13 protein-coding genes are annotated in these 20,860 nt (G+C 66.3%); 12 read left to right on the top strand and 1 reads right to left on the bottom strand.

Annotated elements, in window-relative coordinates; translation table 11 throughout:
• Positions 1-69: 69 nt before the first annotated feature.
• Positions 70-2,292, bottom strand: a complete 2,223-nt coding sequence (locus ACP7EY_RS21650) for a heavy metal translocating P-type ATPase (protein WP_426197309.1) — start codon at positions 2,290-2,292, stop codon at positions 70-72.
• A gap of 138 nt (positions 2,293-2,430) precedes the next feature.
• Here ACP7EY_RS21650 and ACP7EY_RS21645 point away from each other — a divergent pair, with 138 nt between their 5' ends.
• The 12 genes from ACP7EY_RS21645 (at position 2,431) to ACP7EY_RS21590 (ending at position 20,858) form a co-directional block, all read left to right on the top strand.
• The gene (locus tag ACP7EY_RS21645; protein ID WP_426197307.1) at positions 2,431-3,654 is read left to right on the top strand and encodes a pyridoxal phosphate-dependent aminotransferase; all 1,224 of its coding nucleotides are present in this window, start codon (positions 2,431-2,433) and stop codon (positions 3,652-3,654) included.
• 7 nt (positions 3,655-3,661) lie between these two features.
• Positions 3,662-4,369, top strand: a complete 708-nt coding sequence (locus ACP7EY_RS21640) for an SOS response-associated peptidase (protein WP_426197305.1) — start codon at positions 3,662-3,664, stop codon at positions 4,367-4,369.
• Positions 4,370-4,590: 221 nt separating this feature from the next.
• Entirely contained in the window at positions 4,591-6,153 is a 1,563-nt protein-coding gene (locus ACP7EY_RS21635) for a diguanylate cyclase domain-containing protein (RefSeq protein ID WP_426197304.1), read from the top strand.
• A gap of 118 nt (positions 6,154-6,271) precedes the next feature.
• On the top strand, positions 6,272-6,430 hold the full coding sequence (locus ACP7EY_RS21630; RefSeq protein WP_426197302.1) for a hypothetical protein: 159 nt from the start codon (positions 6,272-6,274) through the stop codon (positions 6,428-6,430).
• Between the two features lie 75 nt (positions 6,431-6,505).
• Entirely contained in the window at positions 6,506-7,156 is a 651-nt protein-coding gene (locus tag ACP7EY_RS21625; protein ID WP_426197300.1) for an NAD(P)H-dependent oxidoreductase, read from the top strand.
• Positions 7,146-8,963 carry a glutathione-regulated potassium-efflux system protein KefC gene (gene kefC, locus ACP7EY_RS21620; RefSeq protein ID WP_426197298.1) on the top strand — a complete coding sequence of 606 codons (1,818 nt, stop codon included), beginning with the start codon at positions 7,146-7,148 and terminating at the stop codon, positions 8,961-8,963. Before ACP7EY_RS21625 ends, kefC begins: the two co-directional genes overlap by 11 nt.
• A gap of 82 nt (positions 8,964-9,045) precedes the next feature.
• Positions 9,046-10,431, top strand: coding sequence for an FAD-binding oxidoreductase (locus ACP7EY_RS21615; RefSeq protein WP_426197297.1), 1,386 nt, complete (start codon positions 9,046-9,048; stop codon positions 10,429-10,431).
• A gap of 288 nt (positions 10,432-10,719) precedes the next feature.
• Positions 10,720-13,083: a type VI secretion system Vgr family protein gene (locus ACP7EY_RS21610; RefSeq protein ID WP_426197295.1), complete on the top strand. Its 2,364-nt coding sequence runs from the start codon at positions 10,720-10,722 to the stop codon at positions 13,081-13,083.
• Positions 13,080-13,694, top strand: coding sequence for a hypothetical protein (locus ACP7EY_RS21605; RefSeq protein WP_426197293.1), 615 nt, complete (start codon positions 13,080-13,082; stop codon positions 13,692-13,694). The genes ACP7EY_RS21610 and ACP7EY_RS21605 overlap by 4 nt, the downstream gene beginning before the upstream one ends.
• A complete protein-coding gene (locus tag ACP7EY_RS21600) occupies positions 13,691-14,302 on the top strand; it encodes a hypothetical protein (RefSeq protein WP_426197291.1) in 612 nt (203 codons plus the stop codon). Before ACP7EY_RS21605 ends, ACP7EY_RS21600 begins: the two co-directional genes overlap by 4 nt.
• A gap of 152 nt (positions 14,303-14,454) precedes the next feature.
• Entirely contained in the window at positions 14,455-15,975 is a 1,521-nt protein-coding gene (locus tag ACP7EY_RS21595) for a DUF2169 family type VI secretion system accessory protein (protein ID WP_426197289.1), read from the top strand.
• Positions 15,972-20,858, top strand: a complete 4,887-nt coding sequence (locus tag ACP7EY_RS21590; RefSeq protein WP_426197287.1) for a PAAR-like domain-containing protein — start codon at positions 15,972-15,974, stop codon at positions 20,856-20,858. Before ACP7EY_RS21595 ends, ACP7EY_RS21590 begins: the two co-directional genes overlap by 4 nt.
• Positions 20,859-20,860: the final 2 nt, after the last annotated feature.

The following is a 20,860-nucleotide window of genomic DNA, read 5'->3' as shown; positions in this document are numbered from 1 at the left end:
CAGATTAATCCCAACCGGCAAGTATATCTGAGCGGCGGGAAAATACGGGAACGGCTGTGCGCCCTCGTATCAGGCGGGCCTTTGCGGGCGCCAGCGCCGCAGCAGCAGCGCATTGCCGACCACGCAGACGGAACTGGCCGCCATCGCCGCCCCCGCCAGCACGGGATTGAGCAGGCCCCACGCGGCCAGCGGGATGCCGACCAGGTTGTAGGCGAACGCCCAGCCCAGGTTCTGGCCGATCTTGCGCCAGGTGCGCCGCGAGATGAGGATGGCGTCGACCACCAGCGTGGGATCGGGCCGCATCAGGGTGATGCCGGCCGTGTGCATGGCCACGTCGGTGCCGCCGGCCATGGCGATGCCGACGTCGGCGGCGGCCAGCGCGGGCGCGTCGTTGATGCCGTCGCCGACCATCGCCACGCGCGCGCCGGCGCCGCGCAGGGCGTCGATGCGGGCGCGTTTTTCGGCCGGCAGCACGCCCGCGTACACCTCGTCGATGCCCAGCTGCGCCGCCACCACGGCGGCGACACCGGCGTTGTCGCCGGTGAGCATGATGGCGCGGATGCCCAGCGCGCGCAGGCGCGCCACGGCAGCGCGCGAACCGGGCCGCACGGCGTCGCCGAAGGCTAGCATGCCCAGCAACTCGGCCGGCTGGCCGGCGCGCTGGCGCGCCAGCCACGACACGGTCTGGTCCGGCGGGGCGGCGCCGGCGCTCAGCCCCAGTTCGTCCATCAGGCGACGGTTGCCCAGGTACAGCACGGCATCGCCCACCTGCGCCCGCGCGCCCCGCCCCGGCAGCGCCTGCGCATCCGTGGCCGCCGTCGGCGCCAGCGCGCGCGCCGCCGCCGCCCGCGCCACTGCCTGCGCCAGCGGATGGTCGCTGTGCTGCTGCACCGACCAGGCCAGCGCCAGGCAGGCATCGCTGGCGCCCTCGCCTTCGCCGGCGCCCTGCACCCGCAGCAGCGCCGGCTTGCCCTCGGTGAGGGTGCCGGTCTTATCGAACACCACCACGTCCACCGCGTGCGCCGTCTCGAGTGCGCCGGCGTCCTTGATCAGGATGCCGTGGCGCGCCGCCACCCCGGTGCCGGCCATGATCGCCGTCGGCGTCGCCAGCCCCAGCGCGCACGGGCAGGCGATCACCTGCACCGCCACCGCGTTGAGCAGCGCCTGCTGCCAGTCGCCCGTCAGCCAGCCCCACGCCAGCAGCGTCACTGCCGAAATGAGCAGCACCACCGGCACGAACACGGCCGCCACCCGGTCGACCAGGTGCTGGATCGGCGCCTTGACGGCCTGGGCGTCCTCGACCAGCTTGATGATGCGCGAGAGCACCGTGTCGAGCCCCACCGCGCTGGCCTCGACCAGCAGCAGGCCGTCGCCGTTGACGGCGCCGCCGGAAACGTGTCCGCCCACGCTTTTCGGCACCGGCATGCTCTCGCCCGTGAGCAGCGCTTCATCGAGTTCGCTGCTGCCCTCGATGACGACGCCATCGGCCGGCACCCGCGCACCGGGGCGCACCACCAGCAGGTCGCCCACCCGCAGGCGCGCCACCGGCACGGCCACGTCGACCCCGCCACGCCGCACCAGCGCCGTGGTGGGACGCAGCGACTCGAGCGCGCGGATCGCCTCGATGGCCTGGAACCTGGCGCGCGCCTCGAGCGACTTGCCCAGCAAGACCAGGGTGATGACCACCGCCGACGATTCGAAATACAGGTGATGGCCGGCGCCGTGGACCAGCAGCAGGTACACCGACAGGCCGTAGGCGGCGCTGGTGCCCAGCGCCACCAGCAAGTCCATATTGCCGGCGCCGGCGCGCACGGCGCGCCAGCCGGCGCGGTAGAAGCGCGCGCCCAGCCAGAACTGCACCGGGGTCGCCAGCGCCCACTGCAGATAGCCGGGCAGCATCAAGTGCAGCCCCGCCAGCTCGGCCAGCATGGGCGCCAGCAGGGGCAGCGACAAGGCCGCCGCGGCCGCCACCGGCCACCACGCGGGCAGGGTCGACGACGGCGCCGTGACGACATCAAGCTGGGCAGCTTCCTCGTGCGCGGCGTAGCCGGCTTTTTCGACGGCGGCGATGAGCGTGGCGGCCGGCACCGGCGCGGCCAGCGTGACGGTGGCCTTTTCGGTGGCCAGGTTGACGCTGGCCTCGGCCACCCCCGCCACCTTGCGCAGGGCCCGTTCCACCCGCGCCGAGCAGGAGGCGCAGGTCATGCCGCCGATTTCCAGGGTCAGCGGCGCGGGCGCGGCTGCGCCGGCAGCATCGCTCGATGCGGGTGCTTGTTGCAGTACGGATGTCAAACAATGCTCCTTCAGGCCGGCCGGGTCGGCACCGGTCAGCTTACACCGAATCGGGTGCGGCGCGCCGTACCCCCGCCCGGCCCCGCTTCGTGTACCATTTTGCTTCCCGCTCCCATACCGTACAGCAGAAGGACCAGCATGCCCGACCAGCCAGCCGCGACTCATACCCCCAGCGCCCACACCATGCAGGTGGCCGCGCGGGTCCACGCCATCGAACCGTTTCACGTCATGGAAGTGGTCAAGGCTGCCAGCGAACTGGCGCGCGCCGGCGTCGATGTCATCAGCATGAGCGTGGGCGAGCCCGATTTCACCGCCACCGAACAAGTGGCCGAGGCGGCCATCGCCGCCATCCGCGCCGGCGCCACCCAGTACACCGATGCGCTGGGCCTGGCACCGCTGCGCGAGGCCATCGCCGCGCACTACGCCGCCACCTACGGCATCGCCATCGACCGGCGCCGCATCATCGTCACCGCCGGCGCCTCGGCCGGCCTGCTGCTGGCCTGCGCCGCGCTGGTGGGCGAAGGCGACCAGGTGCTCATGCCCGACCCCTGTTATCCGTGCAACCGCCATTTCGTCAGCGCCTTCGGCGGCGACCCGGTGCTGGTACCGGCCGGCCCCGACCAGCGCTATCAACTGAGCGGCGCCGACGTCGACGCGCACTGGACAGAGCGCACGCGCGGCGTGATCGTCGCCTCGCCCTCGAACCCGACCGGCACGGCGATGACGGCGGCGCAGCTCGCGCAGATGCTGGCGGCGGTGCGCGCGCACGGCGGTTTCGCCATCGTCGATGAAATCTACCAGGGCCTGAGCTTCGACGCCGCGCCCGAGACGGCCCTGCGCTTCGATCCCGCGGTCATCACCGTCAACAGCTTTTCCAAGTATTTCAACATGACGGGCTGGCGCCTGGGCTGGCTGGTGGTGCCGGAGGCGCTGGTGCCGGTGTTCGAAAAACTGGCGCAAAACCTGTTCATCTGCCCGTCCACCATCGCCCAGCATGCGGCGCTGGCCTGTTTCGAGCCGGCCTCGCTGGCCACCTACGAGGCGCGCCGGCTCGAGTTCAAGCGCCGCCGCGACTACCTCGTGCCAGCCCTGCGCGCGCTGGGCTTCAGCATCCCCGTCATGCCCGACGGCGCCTTCTACGTCTACGCCGACATCAGCGCCCTGCCGCACCCGGACCATGGCGACAGCGCCGCCTTCTGCCTGGCGGTGCTGCGCGAGACCGGCGTGGCAATCGTGCCCGGCGCCGACTTCGGCGTCGCCGCCCCCGAGCGCCACGTGCGTTTTTCGTACGCCACCTCGTTCGAGCGCATCGAAGCGGCGGTGGCGCGCCTGGCCGCCCTGCTGGCGCCCGCAAGCGCGTAAGCGTCCCATGTGCGCCAACTACACCCCCGCCAGCGTCGACGCCATCAACCACCGGCGGGGGCTGGCGCGCGCCCTGTTCGACATCCGCGCCGCTGCCCCGTTCGACTATCCGGCCGACGCGTTTCCCGGCTATATGGCGCCGATCCTGCGCGAAGCGATCGACGCCGACAGCGGCACCAGCGTCGTCGAGGCGCGCCCCGCCATGTTCGGCATGGTGCCGCACTGGGCCGATCCGAAGCTGGCGCGCCAGACCTACAATGCGCGCACCGAAACCGTGGCCAGCAAGCCCTCGTTTCGCAATGCGTGGAAGCGCAACCAGTTCTGCATCGTGCCGGCCGAAAATTTTTACGAGCCCAACTACGAGAGCGGCAAGCCGGTGCGCTGGCGCATCGCCGGCGCCGACGGCCAGGCGCTGGCCATTGCCGGCATCTGGGAGTGGAAAGCCGATGGACCCGGCGGCGTGCCGCTGCTGTCGTTTTCGATGTTGACCATCAATGCCGACGGCCATTCCCTGATGCAGCGCTTCCACAAGCCGGACGATGAAAAACGCATGCTGGTGCTGCTCGATCCGCAGCAGTACCAGCCGTGGCTGGAAGGGGCGCTGGTCAACGATCCCGCGCTGTACCGGCCGTATGACGCCGACCGCCTGGTCGCCGTCGCCGCGCCGCCGCCGCCGCGCGGCAAGCCGGGCGCCACCACGGCGAGCCTGTTTTAAACACCGGACACGGCCAGCGGCACCGGGCGCGACCGATCGAAATGCAACATTCCAATCTGAATTGTCACGAAATGCCACAATTGCGGTAGCATACCTATGCCGTCATGCGGGCACGACGCCCGCGCCGCACTCCGCCGCGCCGTCCGCTGGCGCCCCTTGGCCCTTCAATTGTCACGCATGTTCACTGCCAAACTGCTGTCGGCCCCATGCGGGCCGGCGTGATGGACCGGTCCTTGTCGGCCGCCCTGCCGCCGCGCCCTCGTCGCTCGGCGGCGCGGCTGGCGACCCTGTTCCTGGCGCTGGTGTGCGTGTCGCTGCTGACGGTGCAGGGCTGGAGCATCTACAGTTCGCGCGCGGCGTCGCTGCGCGAAGCGCACGTCGCCACCCAGAACGTGGCGCGCGCCATGGCCGACCATGCCGACAGCGTGTTTGACCAAGTCGACAGCGTGCTGGCCGGCGTGATCGAACAGATCCGCCACGACGGCCTGGGCGCGGAGCGCGCGCGCCTGCGCGAGTTCCTGGTGATCATGGCCGCCCGCACCGGGCCGGTGGAAGTCCTGGCCATTTACGACGCCGACGGCACCTGGCTGCTCAATTCCTTCGAAGATCCGCTACCCGGACCGCTCGATATCGGCGACCGCGCGTACTTCAACTATCACCGCCTGCAAGGCGACCTGGGCACCCACATCGGCGCGCCCGTGCGCAGCCGCACCAGCGGCAACTGGGTGATCCCCGTCTCGCGCCGGCTCGAGCACCCGGACGGCAGGTTCGCCGGCGTGGTGCTGGCCACCGTCACCCACGACTATTTCCGTAATTACTTCGAGCGCTTCGATATCGGCGCCCATGGGGTGATCGCGCTGGCCGGCGACGATGGCAAACTGATCATGCGGCGCCCGTTCGCGGCGGCCGACCTCGAGTCCCCCGGGGCCAGGCCCGTCGCCGCCGCCGACACAATGTTCGCGCGCTGGCAACGCCAGGACGCCGGCGGCCCCGAGATGGTCACCGGCGCCGATGGCATCAAGCGGCGCTACGCCTACGAACACCTGCGCAGCTATCCCCTGCTGGTGGGGGTCGGGCTGGCGCACCGCGAAGTGCTCGAACGGTGGCGCCAGACGGCCTACCTGGGCGCAGCCGGCACCGCCGCCCTGCTGGCGGCCCTGCTGATGCTGGGCAGCGCGATGATCCGCCAGTTGCTGGTGCGCGAGCGCCTGCAGCGCGAACTGCGCGATGCCAAGAGCGAACTGGAAGCGAGCAATGCCTCGCTGCAGGAACTGGCCCTGTCGGACGGCCTGACGGGCCTGCCGAACCGCCGCCACTTCGACCAGCGTCTCGAGCTCGAATTCAAACGATCCATGCGCGAAGGCACCGGGCTGGCGCTGATCATGCTCGACGTCGATTATTTCAAGCGCTTCAACGACCACCACGGCCATGTCGAAGGCGACGCCGCCCTGCAGGAGGTGGCCACCGCCATCGGCGGCTGCCTGCGCCGCGCCACCGACATGGGCGCCCGTTTCGGCGGCGAAGAATTCACCATCCTGCTGCCCGATACCGACCTCGAAGGGGCGCTGGCGGTGGCCGAGGCGGCGCGCGCGCTGCTGGCGCGGCGCGCCATCGCGCACGAGCGCAGCCCGTTCCGGCAAGTCACCCTCAGCGCCGGCGTCGCCGTCCTGCAGCCGCAGCCCGGCCAGTCGATCCGGCTGCTGCTCGAGGCGGCCGACCAGGGCTTGTACGAGGCCAAGGCACAAGGGCGCAACCGGGTGGCGGTGGCGGCACCGGCGCCCTGAGCGGCGCCAACGCCACGCAAGGCGCGCCCCCGATCGGCGCACGCTGCTACTATGGGCATTCTTTCCAGCCATGCTGCGCCGGCGCGCAGCGCACGCACGCCAAGGAGCGAGAACCGCCATGCACCCTGTGACCGTCTTTCCCACCCGCCCCGCGCCCCATTGGCGCGGCCCCGCCCTGCTGGCCGCCGCCGGCATCGCCGCACTGCTGGTGGTGTTGCGCCGCCGGCCAGCGCGGCCGTTCCAGTTGCCAGCGGGCAGGCGCGCCAGCCGGCGCTGAAGCAACGGGCGCCCCGGCGCCGGCGCCCAGCTTGTAGAATGGTGTTCTTGCCATCTACCTCGCCAGGAGCCGACCGTGCCCCAGTCCACAGCGGCGTCGTCCAGCGACGCCATCGTCCCCGCCGGCCTGGAAGCGGGCGCCGCCTTGCGCAGCGTCCCCACCGTTCCCGCCTGCCGCGTGCTGGTGCTGTACGTGCATCCCCATCCGCGCGTCTCGCGGGTCAACCGCAAGCTGGCCGAGGCGGCCCGCCTGGTCGACGGGGTCGGCGTCGACGACCTGTACGAGACCTATCCCGACTTCTTCATCGACGTCGCCCGCGAACGCGCGCTGGTGTCGGCCGCCGACACGCTGGTGCTGGTGTTTCCCACCCAGTGGTACGCCGCGCCCGCGCTGCTCAAGGAATGGTTCGACGTGGTGCTGCACGACGCCTGGCAGGTCGAGCGCGTCAGGCCCACCGCCAGCGGCGCCGGGCGCCGCTGCTGGCTCGTCACCAGCACCGGCGGCGCGCACGGCGACTATGCGGCGGGCGGCCGCCACGGCCGCCCGCTGGACCAGTTCCTGGCGCCCATCGAGCAGACCGCGCGCGTGTGCGGCATGGAATGGCTGGCGCCGCTGGTGCTCTACGACGCCCATGGCGTCGACAACGCCGCCGTCGATGCCCACGTGGCCCGCTTCAGCGCCACCCTGCAGCAACTGGTCCAGCGCGGCGCCGTCGATGGAAACTAATTTTCTCGTCAATGCCGTGGTCTACCTGGGCGCCGCCGTGCTGGCCGTGCCGATCGCCAAGCGCTTCGGCCTGGGCGCCGTGCTGGGCTACCTGATCGCCGGCGTCGCCATCGGCCCGTGGGGCTTGCGCCTGATCACCGAGGTCGACGACATCCTGCATTTTTCCGAATTCGGCGTGGTGCTGCTGCTGTTCATGATCGGCCTGGAACTCGAACCGAAGCGCCTGTGGGCGCTGCGCCGGCCCATCTTCGGCTGGGGCGGCGCCCAGGTGGGCGCGGTCACCGTCGCCCTCGCCGGCGCCGCCCTGCTGCTGGGGATCGACTGGAAGGTGGCGCTGATTGCGGCGCTGGGATTGTCGCTGTCGTCGACGGCGATCGCGCTGGCCACCCTGGGAGAGCGCAACCTGACGGCGACGCCGACCGGCTCGGCCTCGTTTTCCATCCTGCTGTTCCAGGACGTGGCCGCCATCCCCATGATCGCCCTGGTGCCGGTGCTGGGCGTGGCCGCCGCCCAAGGCAGCGAGCAGGGTTTGCTGGGCGGCCTGCGCGTGGTGCTGGTGCTGGCCGGCCTGGTGCTGGGCGGGCGCTTCCTGGTGCGCCCCGTGCTGCGCTACATCGCCGCCACCGGCATGCGCGAAATCTTCACCGCCTTCTCCCTGCTGCTGGTGATCGCCATCGCCCTGCTGATGCAGTGGATCGGCATGTCGATGGCGCTGGGCGCCTTCATTTCAGGGGTGCTGCTGGCCGACTCGGAATACCGCCACGCCCTGGAAACCGACCTGGAACCGTTCAAGGGCCTGCTGCTGGGCCTGTTTTTCACGGCGGTCGGCATGTCGGTCGACTTCGGCGTGCTGTTCGGCCAGCCGGGCCTGATTCTGGGCCTGGTGGCCGCCCTGCTGGTGCTCAAGACGGGCGTGCTGTACCTGCTCAGCAAGGCATTCGGGGTGCCGCGCAGCCAGCAGGCGCTGTTCGCCTTCATCCTTTCGCAAGGGGGCGAGTTCGCCTTCGTGGTGTTCGCCGCGGCCGAGACGGCCAGGGTGTTCAGCGCCGGTGTCGCCGCCGTGCTGGTGGTGGTGGTGACGCTGTCGATGGTGGCGACCCCGCTGCTGCTGCTGTTTCACGACCGCGTGCTGGCGCCCCGCTGGCGCGAAGCGAAAGTGCGCCCGGCCGACCGCATCGAAACGCAGGAGGACCACGTCATCATCGCCGGCTTCGGCCGCTTCGGCCAGATCATCGGCCGCCTGCTGCGCGCCAACCAGGTGGCCCTGACGGTGCTCGACCATGACCCCGACCAGATCGAACTGCTGCGCAAATTCGGCCTGAAAGTGTTCTACGGCGACGCCACCCGCATCGACCTGCTCAAGGCGGCCGGCGCCGGCAAGGCGCGCGCGCTGGTGGTGGCCATCGACGGCATCGAGGACAGCCTGGCGCTGGTCGACGCCGTGCGCGCGAATTTTCCCGATCTGCCCATCATGGCGCGCGCCCGCAACGTCACCCACCTGTACGACCTGATGGACCGCGGCGTGACGATCATCGAGCGCGAGACGTTCGAGTCGGCCCTGCGGCTGGGCCAGCAGGTACTGCGCCAGCTGGGCTTTGGCGCCTGGCAGGCGCGCCAGGCGGCGCACAAGTTCAGGCAGCACAACATCGCCTCGCTGCAGGCGGTCTACCCGTTCTACAAGGACCAGGACCAGACCATCTCGATGGCCCGGCAGTCGCGCGAGGAACTCGACGCCATGTTCGCCCGCGACCTCGACGCGATCAAGCAGGAACAGAACAGCTGGAACGACGGCGACAAGCCCGGCTGACGGGGCGGTCCTGCTCCGCTTGCATCGGCCGGCGCGCTCACTATGATGAAACAGTGACCCCCCGTTGGAAGGAGCAGAGACCATGGACACCATCCCCCATGAGCAGATCAACGATTTTCGCAGCCAGCTGCGCGGCAGCCTGATCACCCCCGCCGACGCCGCCTACGACAGCGCCCGGCAACTGTGGAACGCCATGATCGACAAGCGGCCCGCGCTGATCGTGCGCTGCGCCGGCGCCGCCGACGTGCTGGCTGCCGTCGGCCACGCGCGCAAGCAGGGCCTGCCGCTGGCGGTGCGCGGCGGCGGCCACAATATCGCCGGCAGCGCCCTGTGCGACAACGGCCTGGTGATCGACCTGTCGGCGATGCGCGCGGTGCGCATCGATGCGGCGCGCCGCCGCGCCGTCGTCGAAGGCGGCGCCACCTTGCACGACTTCGACCACGAGGCGCAGTCGTTCGGCCTGGCCACCCCGCTGGGGATCAACTCGACCACGGGGGTGGCCGGGCTGACCCTGGGCGGCGGTTTCGGCTGGCTCAGCCGCAAATACGGGATGACCATCGACAACCTGGTGGCGGCCGACATCGTCACCGCCGACGGCAGCCGCCTGCATATCGACGCCAGCCACGAGCCCGACCTGTTCTGGGCGATTCGGGGCGGCGGCGGCAATTTTGGCGTGGTCAGCCATTTCGAATTCGAGCTGCACCCGGTCGGTCCCCAGGTCAGCGCCGGCATGATCGTGTTCCCGCTGGACGAAGCCCGGCAGGTGCTGGGCCGCTACCGCGACATGGTCGACACCATGGGCGACGACCTGTCCGTATGGGGCGTGCTGCGCCACGCGCCGCCGCTGCCGTTCCTGCCCAACGACTGGCACGGCAAGCAGGTGCTGGCGCTGGTGCTGTTTTCGCTACTGCCGGCCGACGCCCTGCAGGACGCCATCGCACAAGTGCGCAGCTTCGGCAGCCCCGTCGGCGAGCACGTGGGTGCGCTGCCGTACGTCAGCTGGCAGCAGGCCTTCGATCCCCTGCTGGCGCCGGGCGAGCGCAACTACTGGAAGTCGCACAATTTCGATCGACTGGCCGATCCGGCCATCGACGTCATCGTCGACTACGCGGGCAAGCTGCCGGGGCCGGAGTGCGAAATTTTCCTGGGCCTGCTCGGGGGCGCAGCCAGCCGGCCGGCGCCCACCGCCACCGCCTACCCCAGCCGCGCCGCGCGCTGGGCGATGAACGTGCACACGCGCTGGCAAGAGCCGGCGCAGGACAGCGCCTGCATCGGCTGGGCGCGCGAATTTTTCGCCCGCGCAGCGCCGTTCGCCGCCAGCGGCGTGTACGTCAATTTCCTGACGGCCGACGAACCGGACCGCATCACCGAGGCCTATGGCCCCAATTACGCGCGCCTGCGCGCCATCAAGGCCCAGGTCGATCCGCACAATCTGTTCCGGTCGAACCAGAATATTGCACCGGGCTGAAGCCAGAGGAAACAAGCCGAGAACCCATTCCAGCTGGCCAGGCATAGACGCAAGCGGCAGGCGGCGCGCCCCCAAATCCTGTTGCTGGGGCGCGCACGCGTCCCCGCTGTTGCCGCGCTGCCGTTTTCAATTGACCACCTGACTGCCAGGCGCAGACTGGCACGGACACGTGCCGGACGCCAAGCCTGTCTTTGTTGATCTTCATCAAGGTCGGTATCGATCTGCTCGCTATCGTGATCAGTTCCGGCACGCAACAGCTCTACGCCGCGGACGACCATGGGAGAAGCGATGAACCGGTTTCTGGGCGACACTTCGACGTTGACGACATGGGCCAACGAAGCGCAGGGCAAGCGCCTGCTGCGGATGCGCTTCCCACGCAACAACGCCCCACCCCGGACTCAGTTGTTGGCGAACACGCTTGATGCCGACGAATACCTCTCGCGCAGCTTCACGTACACGGTCGGCGTACTGTCAGACAACGCGCAGCTTGCGCTTGCCGACATGCTGGGCAAGCTCGTCGTCATTGACCTGGTGCGCGAGGATGGCACGCTGCGCCACTTCAGCGGCCACGTATTCGCGTTCAGCCTGACCAGCGCCGACGGCGGTTTCGCCTGCTACACCATGGTGCTCGGCCCCTGGCTCGACTTTCTCAAGCTGGGCGAGGACTGCGTCGCCTTTCACGACCTGAACCTGATCGAGCTCACCAGGCGCGTGTTCGCCGACTATCTCGACGCCAAGTGGACCTACAGCATCGGCGACGGCGACGCGCAGATGACTTATGTGTGCCAGCACAACGAATCGCACTACAACCTGCTGCACCGCCTGTGGGAGGCACGCGGCTGGATCTGCTATTACGAGCACGGCCCTGACGGCCACACCCTGTGGCTGATCGACGGATCGGCCATCACCGACCTGCCGCTCTACAAAGGGCGTCCGCAGATGCGCTTCCACGACGAGGGCGGCTCGGCCGAGGACGACGGCATCCATGATTGGCAGCCGTGGCACGTCGCCGCCTCCGGCAAGGCCACGGCCACCAGTACCGATTTCAAGACCATGCATATTCTGGAGAGTGAGCGCGAGTCGGCCAACGGCCAGGGCCAGGTGATCAAGCGCGAGGTGCGCGAAAACGCTGGCGCCTACCCCTATAAAGACGCCGACGGCGGCAATGCCCAGGTCCGCCTGCGCATCGAGGAAATGGACGCGGGCGCCTTGCAGTTCCGCGCCAAGGGCAACGACCGCATGGCCGAACCGATACGCACCTTCTGGCTCGACGAGCATTTCAGCACGCCCAACGGCGAGAACCCGGCCAGCACCAAATACCTGATCGTGTCCGTGCACCACGAGGCGAGCAACAACTACCTGCACGGGCGTGGCGCCACGTCGAGCTACAGCAATACATTCACCTGCGTGCTCAAGCGCCAGAACTGGCGACCTGGGCGTGGATTGAACAGCACCGAGCCGCGCGTGTTCGGCGTGCAGACGGCCATCGTGGTCGGCCCGCCCGGCGAGGAAATCTACACCGACCACTACGGCCGCGTGAAAGTGCAATTTCACTGGGACCGACTGGGCAAGCGCGACCACATGAGTTCGCCGTGGGTGCGCGTGATGACGGGCTGGGCCGGCAGCCGCTTCGGCCAGATCAGTGTGCCACGCGTGGGGATGGAGGTGGTCATTCAATTTATAGAGGGAGATTTATCACGCCCGCTCATCATCGGCGCGGTCTACAACGAATATCACATGCCGCCCTGGCCGCTACCCGAGAACAAGACGCAAAGCGGCATCTTGACGCGCTCGACCAAGGGCGGCTCCGACAGCACCGCCAACGCCTTGCGCTTCGAGGACGCGCGCGGCGCCGAGGAACTGTGGCTGCACGCCGAAAAGGATCAGCGCATTGAGGTCGAGCACGACGAGTCGCATTGGGTGGGCCACGACCGCAGAAAGAACGTCGACCACGACGAGACGGTGGTCATCAAGAACGACCGCACCGAGACGGTGGGGCATGACGAGAAGATCACGGTTCATAACGACCGCAACGAACGGGTTGATCACAACGAAAATATCAGCATCGGCGGCAACCGCATCGTCCGTGTGCATGGCATGAAAAGCGAACGCGTCACACTGGCCAAGGAGGAGACGATCGGGCTGGGCAAGGCGCTGACCATCGGCGCCGTCTACCAGACGACCGTGGGTGGCGCGATGAATACTACCGTCGCCATGGCACAGACCGAAGAAGTCGGTCTTTCAAAGACCGTTTTTGTGGGGCAGACGAGTGCGCTATCTGCTGGCATTGAGCACAAGATTGTCGTCGGCAATTCGATGATCAAGATCACCGGGACACGTATCGAAATCCTCGCCGATGAGGTGATTATTCAAGGCCGAACGAAGGTTCAAATACACGGCGATGATATAGACAACAACCCTGGCGGGGGAATAACGCTGGACAAAACTGAACCCCCGAAATCTGGACCGGATCAGAACGATCTCGAACAATATTTTGAAATATCCGATAGCTCGGGCGAACCCGCAAACCTTAGCTATCGAGTCGATTCAGAAGGGACAAAATTAGTGGAAGAAGTGATCAGTTCCGGAGCAACGAAAGCGTTTCCCTTGGGAGCAGAGATAACATTTACCGGCTGGAAGGTATCGCGATGACCACGATTGATCCGCAGACAAAGAAGCTGGCAGCCATTGCATATGGAGAGGCCTCAGCGGCAAACGATCCAGACGAAATAGCCGGAATCGCTTTCGCTGTAGCAAATCGCGCGCGAGCATGGAACGGAAAATCGCTTGATGAGTTACTTTCAGCAGATCCGAATTATACCTATGCAGTCAAAGATGGGAACGCGCGTTATGAACTACTTATGGCTACTGGAAGTGAGGAAAGCATCAACAAGAACAATGGCATGCGAATTGCGCTCGAATCGGCACGCCGCGCGCTAAAGAATGAAGGGCCAGATCCTTCAAATGGCGCATATTGGTGGGATGGTGTTGATTTCAAGACGAATTACAACCGACATCCGAAGGTCAAAGACGGGTTTCATTTTGGAAGTCCAGAACATAATATATTCAACGTCGCAGAAAAAAATGTTGACATAACGATATATTGGAAGGTGAGAGACAAGAAGACCGGGAAAGAAATAAATTCAAAAATACGCGGAAAATATAACTGTGTATGGAAATCGACTTCCGCACATGGTAAGACCATATTCTGGATTCACGATACTGATTATTTAACAGCTACTGGCGGAAAGGCTTACAAATGAAAATACTCCAGCTAGTTCTTACATCCGCGATGTCTTTTTCTTTAATTGACAGATCATCAATAATCTTTGATGGATACGAAAAATATTATCCGACAATTCCAGGAAGTATTTTCAAGAAAGAGTCCACAGTAAAATACACCGGACTGAAGGACAGCACTTTTAACTGGAAAAATCATAGGATTAACATACGTTCGGCTATCGTATTTCCCGGAGAAATAGCAAACGATGATGATCTTGGAAGAAACTCGGTTTTATACGAAATGGCATCGTGGGCGTGTTTCGAAGGGCAAGCTAACTCTTCCAGCGGTACGGCGGTTCGCCATTTTTCGGTTTACATTTTGGACGCCCGGAAATCCAAGTCGGTCAAGCTTTTCAAATTGCCGGGTCTTTTCGGATCCTGTCTTGACGTACGCATGGACAAACTAGGAAGATTTATATTTGATAGCGCGGCTTACGACTATGAGAAAGGTGAAACCATCCCAAAAGGCATATTGTTCGTGGAGTATGCAATCAATGGCGTTGACTTTAGCCCAACAGGAAAAAAAGCGATTGCCGAATTTGTCGAGCGCGATAATGTATGGAAGTTCATCATAAAATTGACTCCATAGATTTTAAAGGGCATGTACCTAAATAATTAGTCCGGAGCGAGTGACCAGGTACTAAAGCTAATCTTTCAGTTTCATGCAGCGACACACTCCGCAATAAATTGGCAGCCCAGCGCGAACCCGTCCGCCGTTCTCTTTAGCAGAAAGAAAACTACATGCTTTCAGCTGAAATGAAGACCGTGAATGCAGCAACGTCCCACCTCGACGGCGTTGCGGTCAACGCATCCACCGGCGCGGAGCGCGCGCATGCGCCCCACTTCTCAATCCCCAATTTGGTCTTCGAGAATCGCACGCGTCTCGACGCTGCCCAATTCGACATGGTTGACCAGTACGGATCGTCCTTCCATGTGGTGGTGGCCAAAACTGCCTACAGCCTGGGCGCGCACGATGCCACCGGCATGGCGCCCCTCATAGCGCTGTCGCCAGCTGCCAAACTCAATGTGGAGGACCTCCATTTCGATGATGACAGCAACGCGAGCGTGCGTCATGAAAGCGATTTCGCCCCCTACAAGCCCGCCTGCGACGTCATCGTCAACGCCACTGCCCATGCTCCGCGCGGCAAGCCAACCTCCGCATTTCGCGTACGCCTGGCGGTGCAGCCGGCGCCGCCCGAACCGTCCGAAGGCGCCACGGGCCACGCCACGCCGCCCAAGTCTGCACGAGCGCCGTTAATCGACAAAACACTCAGCATCACCGGCGAGCGCAATTTCAAAAAAAAGATCGCGCTCTTGCGCCTGCTGCAATGGGGAGTCAAGGTCGTCACGTTTGGTGTGCTGCGCCCCAATCCATGGCGGCTTGCCTTGGCCGACGACACCGCCCAAATCCCCCTGCGCTACGAGTTCGCTAACGGTGGCCAATGCCGCATTGATGAAGATGATGGCGCCGCCAAGCGCGTGCCGACGAACGCACGCCTGCCGCGCGACGAGGCGGCAACAAACAATGCGTACGCCAACGTCGCCCGGCCAGTCGCGCATGAGTCCTCCGACGCCAACCCGCTCGGACGCGGCTTTACACGTCGCTGGTATCTCGATGCCAGCGACATTAAAACCATGGCGGCGCCTCGCATCAGCGCCGAATGGAGGCCCTGCACCGCGCTTCAATTCTGGCGCGCGGCCCACGGAGAAGCGCTTCCGGACCCTGTTGGACTCGGCATCGTCGGGCGAGGCTGGCTGCCGCGCCGCGCGCTCGCTGGCACCTTCGACGCCAACGCGACCTACGCCAACGACGATGTTCCCAATCTGCCCGAGGATTTCGACTTCGCCTACTACAACTGCGCCCCGCGCGACCAGCAGTGTCCCTATCTGCGTGGCGAAGAAAGCTTCACCCTGTTGAACCTGTGCCGCCCCGACCATCCATCTGCCACGAGCGATGCCAACGGCAATGCCGTATTGCGTTTTTCGCTACCGATGCAAGCGCTGTTTCTGCTTGCTGTCGATGGCTGCGACGACCTGATGATCGAGCGCATGGTGATCGATACCGTTATCGTCGAACCGGATGAGGGCAGAGTCGAGCTGACCTGGCGTGCGTTGTTGCCGACGGACTGCGACCTGCGTGTGGCGCGCCTGATGCAGGTCACCGAAGCGGCGCAGATTGCGCGGGTACGCCAGTTGGAGCAGCTACAAGCTTCACAGATCGCTGCCCATGCCAAAGCAGCCGCTCAGGGGCCCGCGCGATGACCAACGAAACCGTGACGAAATCCGGGCGGTTCTACTGTGTCAGTCTGACGCCAGACATCTGCAAGACGCCCGTCGGTGCGAGCACGCCACCGCTGCCTTACACGGTAGTCGGCGAATTCTCAGAGGCGACAAACGCCTCGCCGAACGTCAAGTCCCACAGCGAACCGGTAATCCTGCATCAACGCAGCACGATCCCCACCGTGAAGGGCGACGCACCAGGTCGTGCCGGGGGTGTCAAGAGCGGCACGGTCGGCAAGCAGGTCGACACCAAGACATCGAGCACGACCCATCACGCCAACGGCGCCAATCTGGTGCAGGTTGGGCGCGAGGTATGGATGAACGCACGTAACACGGTCGGTAAAATCTATGAGCGTGACGGCGAGACCGCCAGGCCACTACTTGCCACCCTGTCAGCGGTCGTCGACAAAAAAGTGGCGGACATGCGCGATTCGCTCAAGCCGGCCGCCCAAGCCTACCAGGACGATATCTCGGCGCCGATGCACGCCACCGGCGAGCGTTTAATGGATGCCGGCGGCAAGACGGTGCTCGCAGGTGCCGCTGTCGCGGGCACGGGCGTTGTGCTCACCGCCACAGGCGTGGGCGCAGCTGCAGGGGCGCCGATGGCGGCGGCCGGCGCCGCTGTCGTGACCGTCGGCACCACAGCGGCAGCCGGCGGGGCGGTCATGAGCACCTCAGCCACCGTGCTGGACCAGGCGGCCGCATTCGTCCTGACCGGACAGACGCCGGATCTCGTGGACGCGGCGACGACCGTCGTGACAGGCGCCGTTGAAGGCCTCGTCATGAACAAGCTCGGTCCACTCGGCCGCTGGCTGGGAACCAAGGTCAAGGCACTGGGAGGCAAACTGCTGAAGAAGGCACTGCCCGCAAAAAAACCGAGCGGCCCTCCGAGCCCGCCGCCGAAACCGCCGGCGTCCCACGACGACGACGGCAAGAGTCGTGGCAAGAAGGCGCCCAAGTCCGAGCCGCCGTCGGACTGCTGCCCGAAGGACAAGGCGCCTGCCGGCAAGCCCGTCAAAAGCAAAAAGCCCATTCACTTCGGTACCGGCCAGGAGATTTTAGAGCAGACCGATTTTGCGATCGCCGGCGCGATCCCGATTGACTGGACGCGCACCTACCGCTCTGGTGCAGAGACCGAGGATTGGGGGCTGCTCGGCGCCCGCTGGTCAAGCGCCTTCACCACCAGTGTGTCGCTCACGGCGCAAGGCTGCGTGTACCACGACGAATCGGGTCGCGCGCTATGCCTGCCACATCTGGCGCCCGGTCAATCGCATGACAACCGCAAGGAGGGATTCATCCTCGCGCGCAGGGACGCCGACAGCTTCACACTCACCTGGCGCGACGGCAGCACCGACACCTTCGCGCGTGGTACCGACGGCTATTTGCCGCATGGCTACGCTGGCGTCAATCCTATGCGCGAGGCGGACGCCCCGTTGCGCGCCGAGCGCTTCGTCCTCGTGCGCAGCGCCGCACGCGACGGCCGGGGCCTCACCATTGAGCAGTGGCCGCAGGCGCTGCCCGGCGCGCTGCTGCTGCGGGTGCGCTGCGACGACAAAGGCGCGGTGGTCGAGGCCATGCGGGAGGAACTGCCCGTAGCGAAGACCGACATTGATCGCGCGCGCGCCGAGCGCGCGAACGTGTCCGACCCGCACGGCCACCCGCGCATCGGCCGCGTGGAGCAAGTGCTGGACGATGGCACGCGGATCCGCCACGTACGCTACCGCTACGCGCCGGACCCAAGCGCCCCACCCGTGCCCCAGTCCCCCACCGGCGAAGCGCCGGCCACACCCTTCCCCGGCCCCAGCTACAACCTGATCGCCCAGACCAACCAGCTGGGCGACGCCCGCACCTATACCTACCAGCACCACCTGCTGAGCGCCTGCACCAGCTACACGGGCTTCACCCAAACCGTCGAGTGGGTCAGCCTGGCAGCATTGCGCGCACGCTGGGCCGGCAGTGCGCAAGACGACGCCGCCCTGGCGGAAGCGTTCCCGATCACGCCCACCACCAGCTACCAGGCGCGCGCCACTGCCAGCCGCGCCGCCGACGGCAGCGAGGGCTCTGGCGTCACCCTCGCCTACCGCGACATCGACACCACGCGCGTGAGCGACAACGGCGACGTGCTCGACTACACGTTTGATCACAACTGGCTCGTTACCTGCGTGGCCCGCGTGACGAACGGCGTGGCCACATCGCTGGGCACGCGCGAATGGGACAGCGACGGCATGCTGCTAGCCGACAGCGACAGCATCGGCCACACCACGCGTTACGCCTATGACGCCGCCGGCAACCTCACCAGCAGCACCGACGCGGCCGGCCACACCACGCACATCACCTACGACGGCGCCAACAAGCCAGTGGCCATCACCGATGCGCTGGGCCACACCACGCTGCGCGGCTACGACGCCGACGGCCGTCTCGCCAGCGTCACCGATGCGCTCGGCCACGTCAGCGGCTACCGCTACGACGACAAGGGCCGGCTCATCGAGCAGATCGACGCCAAGGGCGGCAGCAAGCGCTTCGCCTACGACCGCGCCGGCCGCCTGATCACCTACACCGACTGTTCCGACAACGCCACCCGCTACGCGTACGACGCGCAAGGCAGGCTGGCCGAGGTGATCGCCGCCACCGCCGGCCAGGGCGAAATCACCCGTTACGCCTACGACGCGCTGGGCCGCCTGATTACGCTCACGCACCCCGACAAGACGACCGAACACTATGCCTATGACGCCGACGGCAATGTGCTGGTCAACACCGACGCGCTGGGCCGGCAGACCCACTACCGCTACAACGGCCAGGGCATGCCCGTCGCGCGCACCGACGCCATCGGCCAGACGGTGCGCTACCGCTACGACACGGCGCTGCGGCTGGTGGAGCTGGCCAACGCCAAGGACGAGCGCTACCTGCTGGCCTACGACGCCGACGGCGCGCTCACCTCCGAAACCGGGTTTGACGGCAAGACGACGACCTACACTTACGACCAGGCCGGCCAGCTGACGGCGAGCGAGTGCGCGGGCCAGCGCAACGAGCTGGTGCGCGATGTGCGCGGTCTGCTGCTGGCGAAAATGAACGCCGACGGCATGGTGCGCTACGCCTACGATGCGCTGGGCCGCATGACCGCGGTGGCGGCACCGCAGGCCGAACAGCGCTTCGCCTACGACGCACTGGGCCAGCTTGTCGAGGAGCGCGCTGCCTACTTTCTCGTCGCGCCGCCGGTGGTGGTGCCGGTCGACGGCAGCCGCGCGGCCGATGCCGCCTTCGTCATGACGCACGCCTACGACGAACTGGGCAACCGCACCCGCACCACGCTGCCGAACGGGCGCCGCATCGACACCCTGCGCTTTGGCAGCGGCCACTGGCACGGCACGCAGTGGCAAGGCGCGTCCATCGTTGACATCGAGAGCGACGCCCAGTACCGCGAGCGCACGCGCCGCCTCGGCCGCAGCATCGACGCCGAGCGCCTGGCCGCGACGCGCGACTACGACCCGCAATCGCGCCTGACCAACATGACGCTCACGCGCCCCGCCGACGGGCCGAACGCACGCCCGCTGCGTGAACGGCGCTTCCGTTACGACGCGGTCGGCAACCTGCTCAGTATCGAGCACGGCAGGCACGCGCTGGGCACCTTCAGATACAGCTACGACCCAGTGGGCCAGTTGCTGTCGGCGAGCCAGCCCGAACTCGATGAGATTTTCTTTTTTGACCCGGCCGGCAATCTGCTCGACCCGGGCCTGGCGCAGCGTACCGCCAATGCAACGCCGGCGTCGAAAGACCCGTCGCGGTTGCCCCCCATCACCGCCAACCTGCTCAGGAGCTTCCTCGGCCACAGTTATACCTACGACGCGCAGGGTAACGTCACCGCCAAGCACACGGCGCCCGACGCGACCGAGAGCGGCGCCACCTCGCTCTTGCTGGAGTACGACGCCGACAACCGGCTGCGCCGCAGCGTACGCACCGGCACCCTGCGGCGCAGCAGCGCCTCATATTTTTACGACGCCTACAGCCGCCGGGTGGCCAAGCGCGTCGTCGAGGAATGGTGGCAGCACGGCCAGCAGATCGAGCGCGACGCGCCCGACCGCGTTAGCGAAGCGACCACGCTCTTCGTGTGGGATGGCGATGTGCTGGCGCAGGAGCTCACGCCCAAGGCCACCGTCACCTACCTGTACGAGCCGGACAGCTTCGTGCCGATGGCGCGCGTGGAATCGCGGGGCGGCTATGGCAGCCTCGCGGGGGCGGGCGGAACAGGCGCCGCCGTCGCCTTGCCCGTTCACCTCGGATATGTCAAGCAGTGGCTGGTGCCCGGCCCGACGCACGCGGACAAGCGCGCGGCGCTCGAGCAGGCCGACGGCCCCGCCGAGGAAGCGCACCAAGCCGCGTGCTTGCTGCGGCAAACGGACGCGGACGACGTCGCGCCGCTGGACCGCATCGACTTCTACAATTGCGATCACTTGGGCACGCCGCGTGAACTAGTCGATGAAAAGGGCCGGGTCGTTTGGGCCGCGCGCTTCAAAGCCTGGGGCCGCGCGCTCAAAGGCAGCCACTACGGCGCCCCCGACTCGGTCGTGAATGAGATCGCGCAGCCGCTGCGCTTCCAGGGACAGTACGAGGATGGCGAGACGGGCCTGTTCTACAATCGGTACAGGTACTACGATCCTGATTCAGGCCGCTACGTCACACGCGACCCTATTGGACTATCAGGCGGGCTAAATGAATATACATATGCGCCAAATCCGACTGGGGGGGTTGATCAATCCACCGAACTTAGCAGCGCCGCGTCTCAGCACGGCTTCTGGCTCATGAACTTGTGCGATTTCGGACGTGGGACCCGAGGCTTCGATTTGATGATGCCAGGGCGGTGCGAGTAGGT

The organism is Massilia sp. DWR3-1-1 (genome assembly GCF_049898325.1).
Taxonomy (GTDB): domain Bacteria; phylum Pseudomonadota; class Gammaproteobacteria; order Burkholderiales; family Burkholderiaceae_D; genus JAFCUW01.
The sequence above is the reverse complement of the archived record's forward strand: the minus strand, read 5'-3'. Positions and strand labels throughout refer to the sequence as shown.

What these genes read in the sequence shown, in the direction of transcription:
- ACP7EY_RS21645 (WP_426197307.1), top strand. Translation starts at nt 2,431, where the DNA reads ATGCCCGACCAGCCAGCCGCGACTCATACCCCCAGCGCCCACACCATG.
- ACP7EY_RS21640 (WP_426197305.1), top strand. Translation starts at nt 3,662, where the DNA reads ATGTGCGCCAACTACACCCCCGCCAGCGTCGACGCCATCAACCACCGG.
- ACP7EY_RS21635 (WP_426197304.1), top strand. Translation starts at nt 4,591, where the DNA reads ATGGACCGGTCCTTGTCGGCCGCCCTGCCGCCGCGCCCTCGTCGCTCG.
- ACP7EY_RS21630 (WP_426197302.1), top strand. Translation starts at nt 6,272, where the DNA reads ATGCACCCTGTGACCGTCTTTCCCACCCGCCCCGCGCCCCATTGGCGC.
- kefC (WP_426197298.1), top strand. Translation starts at nt 7,146, where the DNA reads ATGGAAACTAATTTTCTCGTCAATGCCGTGGTCTACCTGGGCGCCGCC.
- ACP7EY_RS21615 (WP_426197297.1), top strand. Translation starts at nt 9,046, where the DNA reads ATGGACACCATCCCCCATGAGCAGATCAACGATTTTCGCAGCCAGCTG.
- ACP7EY_RS21610 (WP_426197295.1), top strand. Translation starts at nt 10,720, where the DNA reads ATGAACCGGTTTCTGGGCGACACTTCGACGTTGACGACATGGGCCAAC.
- ACP7EY_RS21605 (WP_426197293.1), top strand. Translation starts at nt 13,080, where the DNA reads ATGACCACGATTGATCCGCAGACAAAGAAGCTGGCAGCCATTGCATAT.
- ACP7EY_RS21600 (WP_426197291.1), top strand. Translation starts at nt 13,691, where the DNA reads ATGAAAATACTCCAGCTAGTTCTTACATCCGCGATGTCTTTTTCTTTA.
- ACP7EY_RS21595 (WP_426197289.1), top strand. Translation starts at nt 14,455, where the DNA reads ATGCTTTCAGCTGAAATGAAGACCGTGAATGCAGCAACGTCCCACCTC.
- ACP7EY_RS21590 (WP_426197287.1), top strand. Translation starts at nt 15,972, where the DNA reads ATGACCAACGAAACCGTGACGAAATCCGGGCGGTTCTACTGTGTCAGT.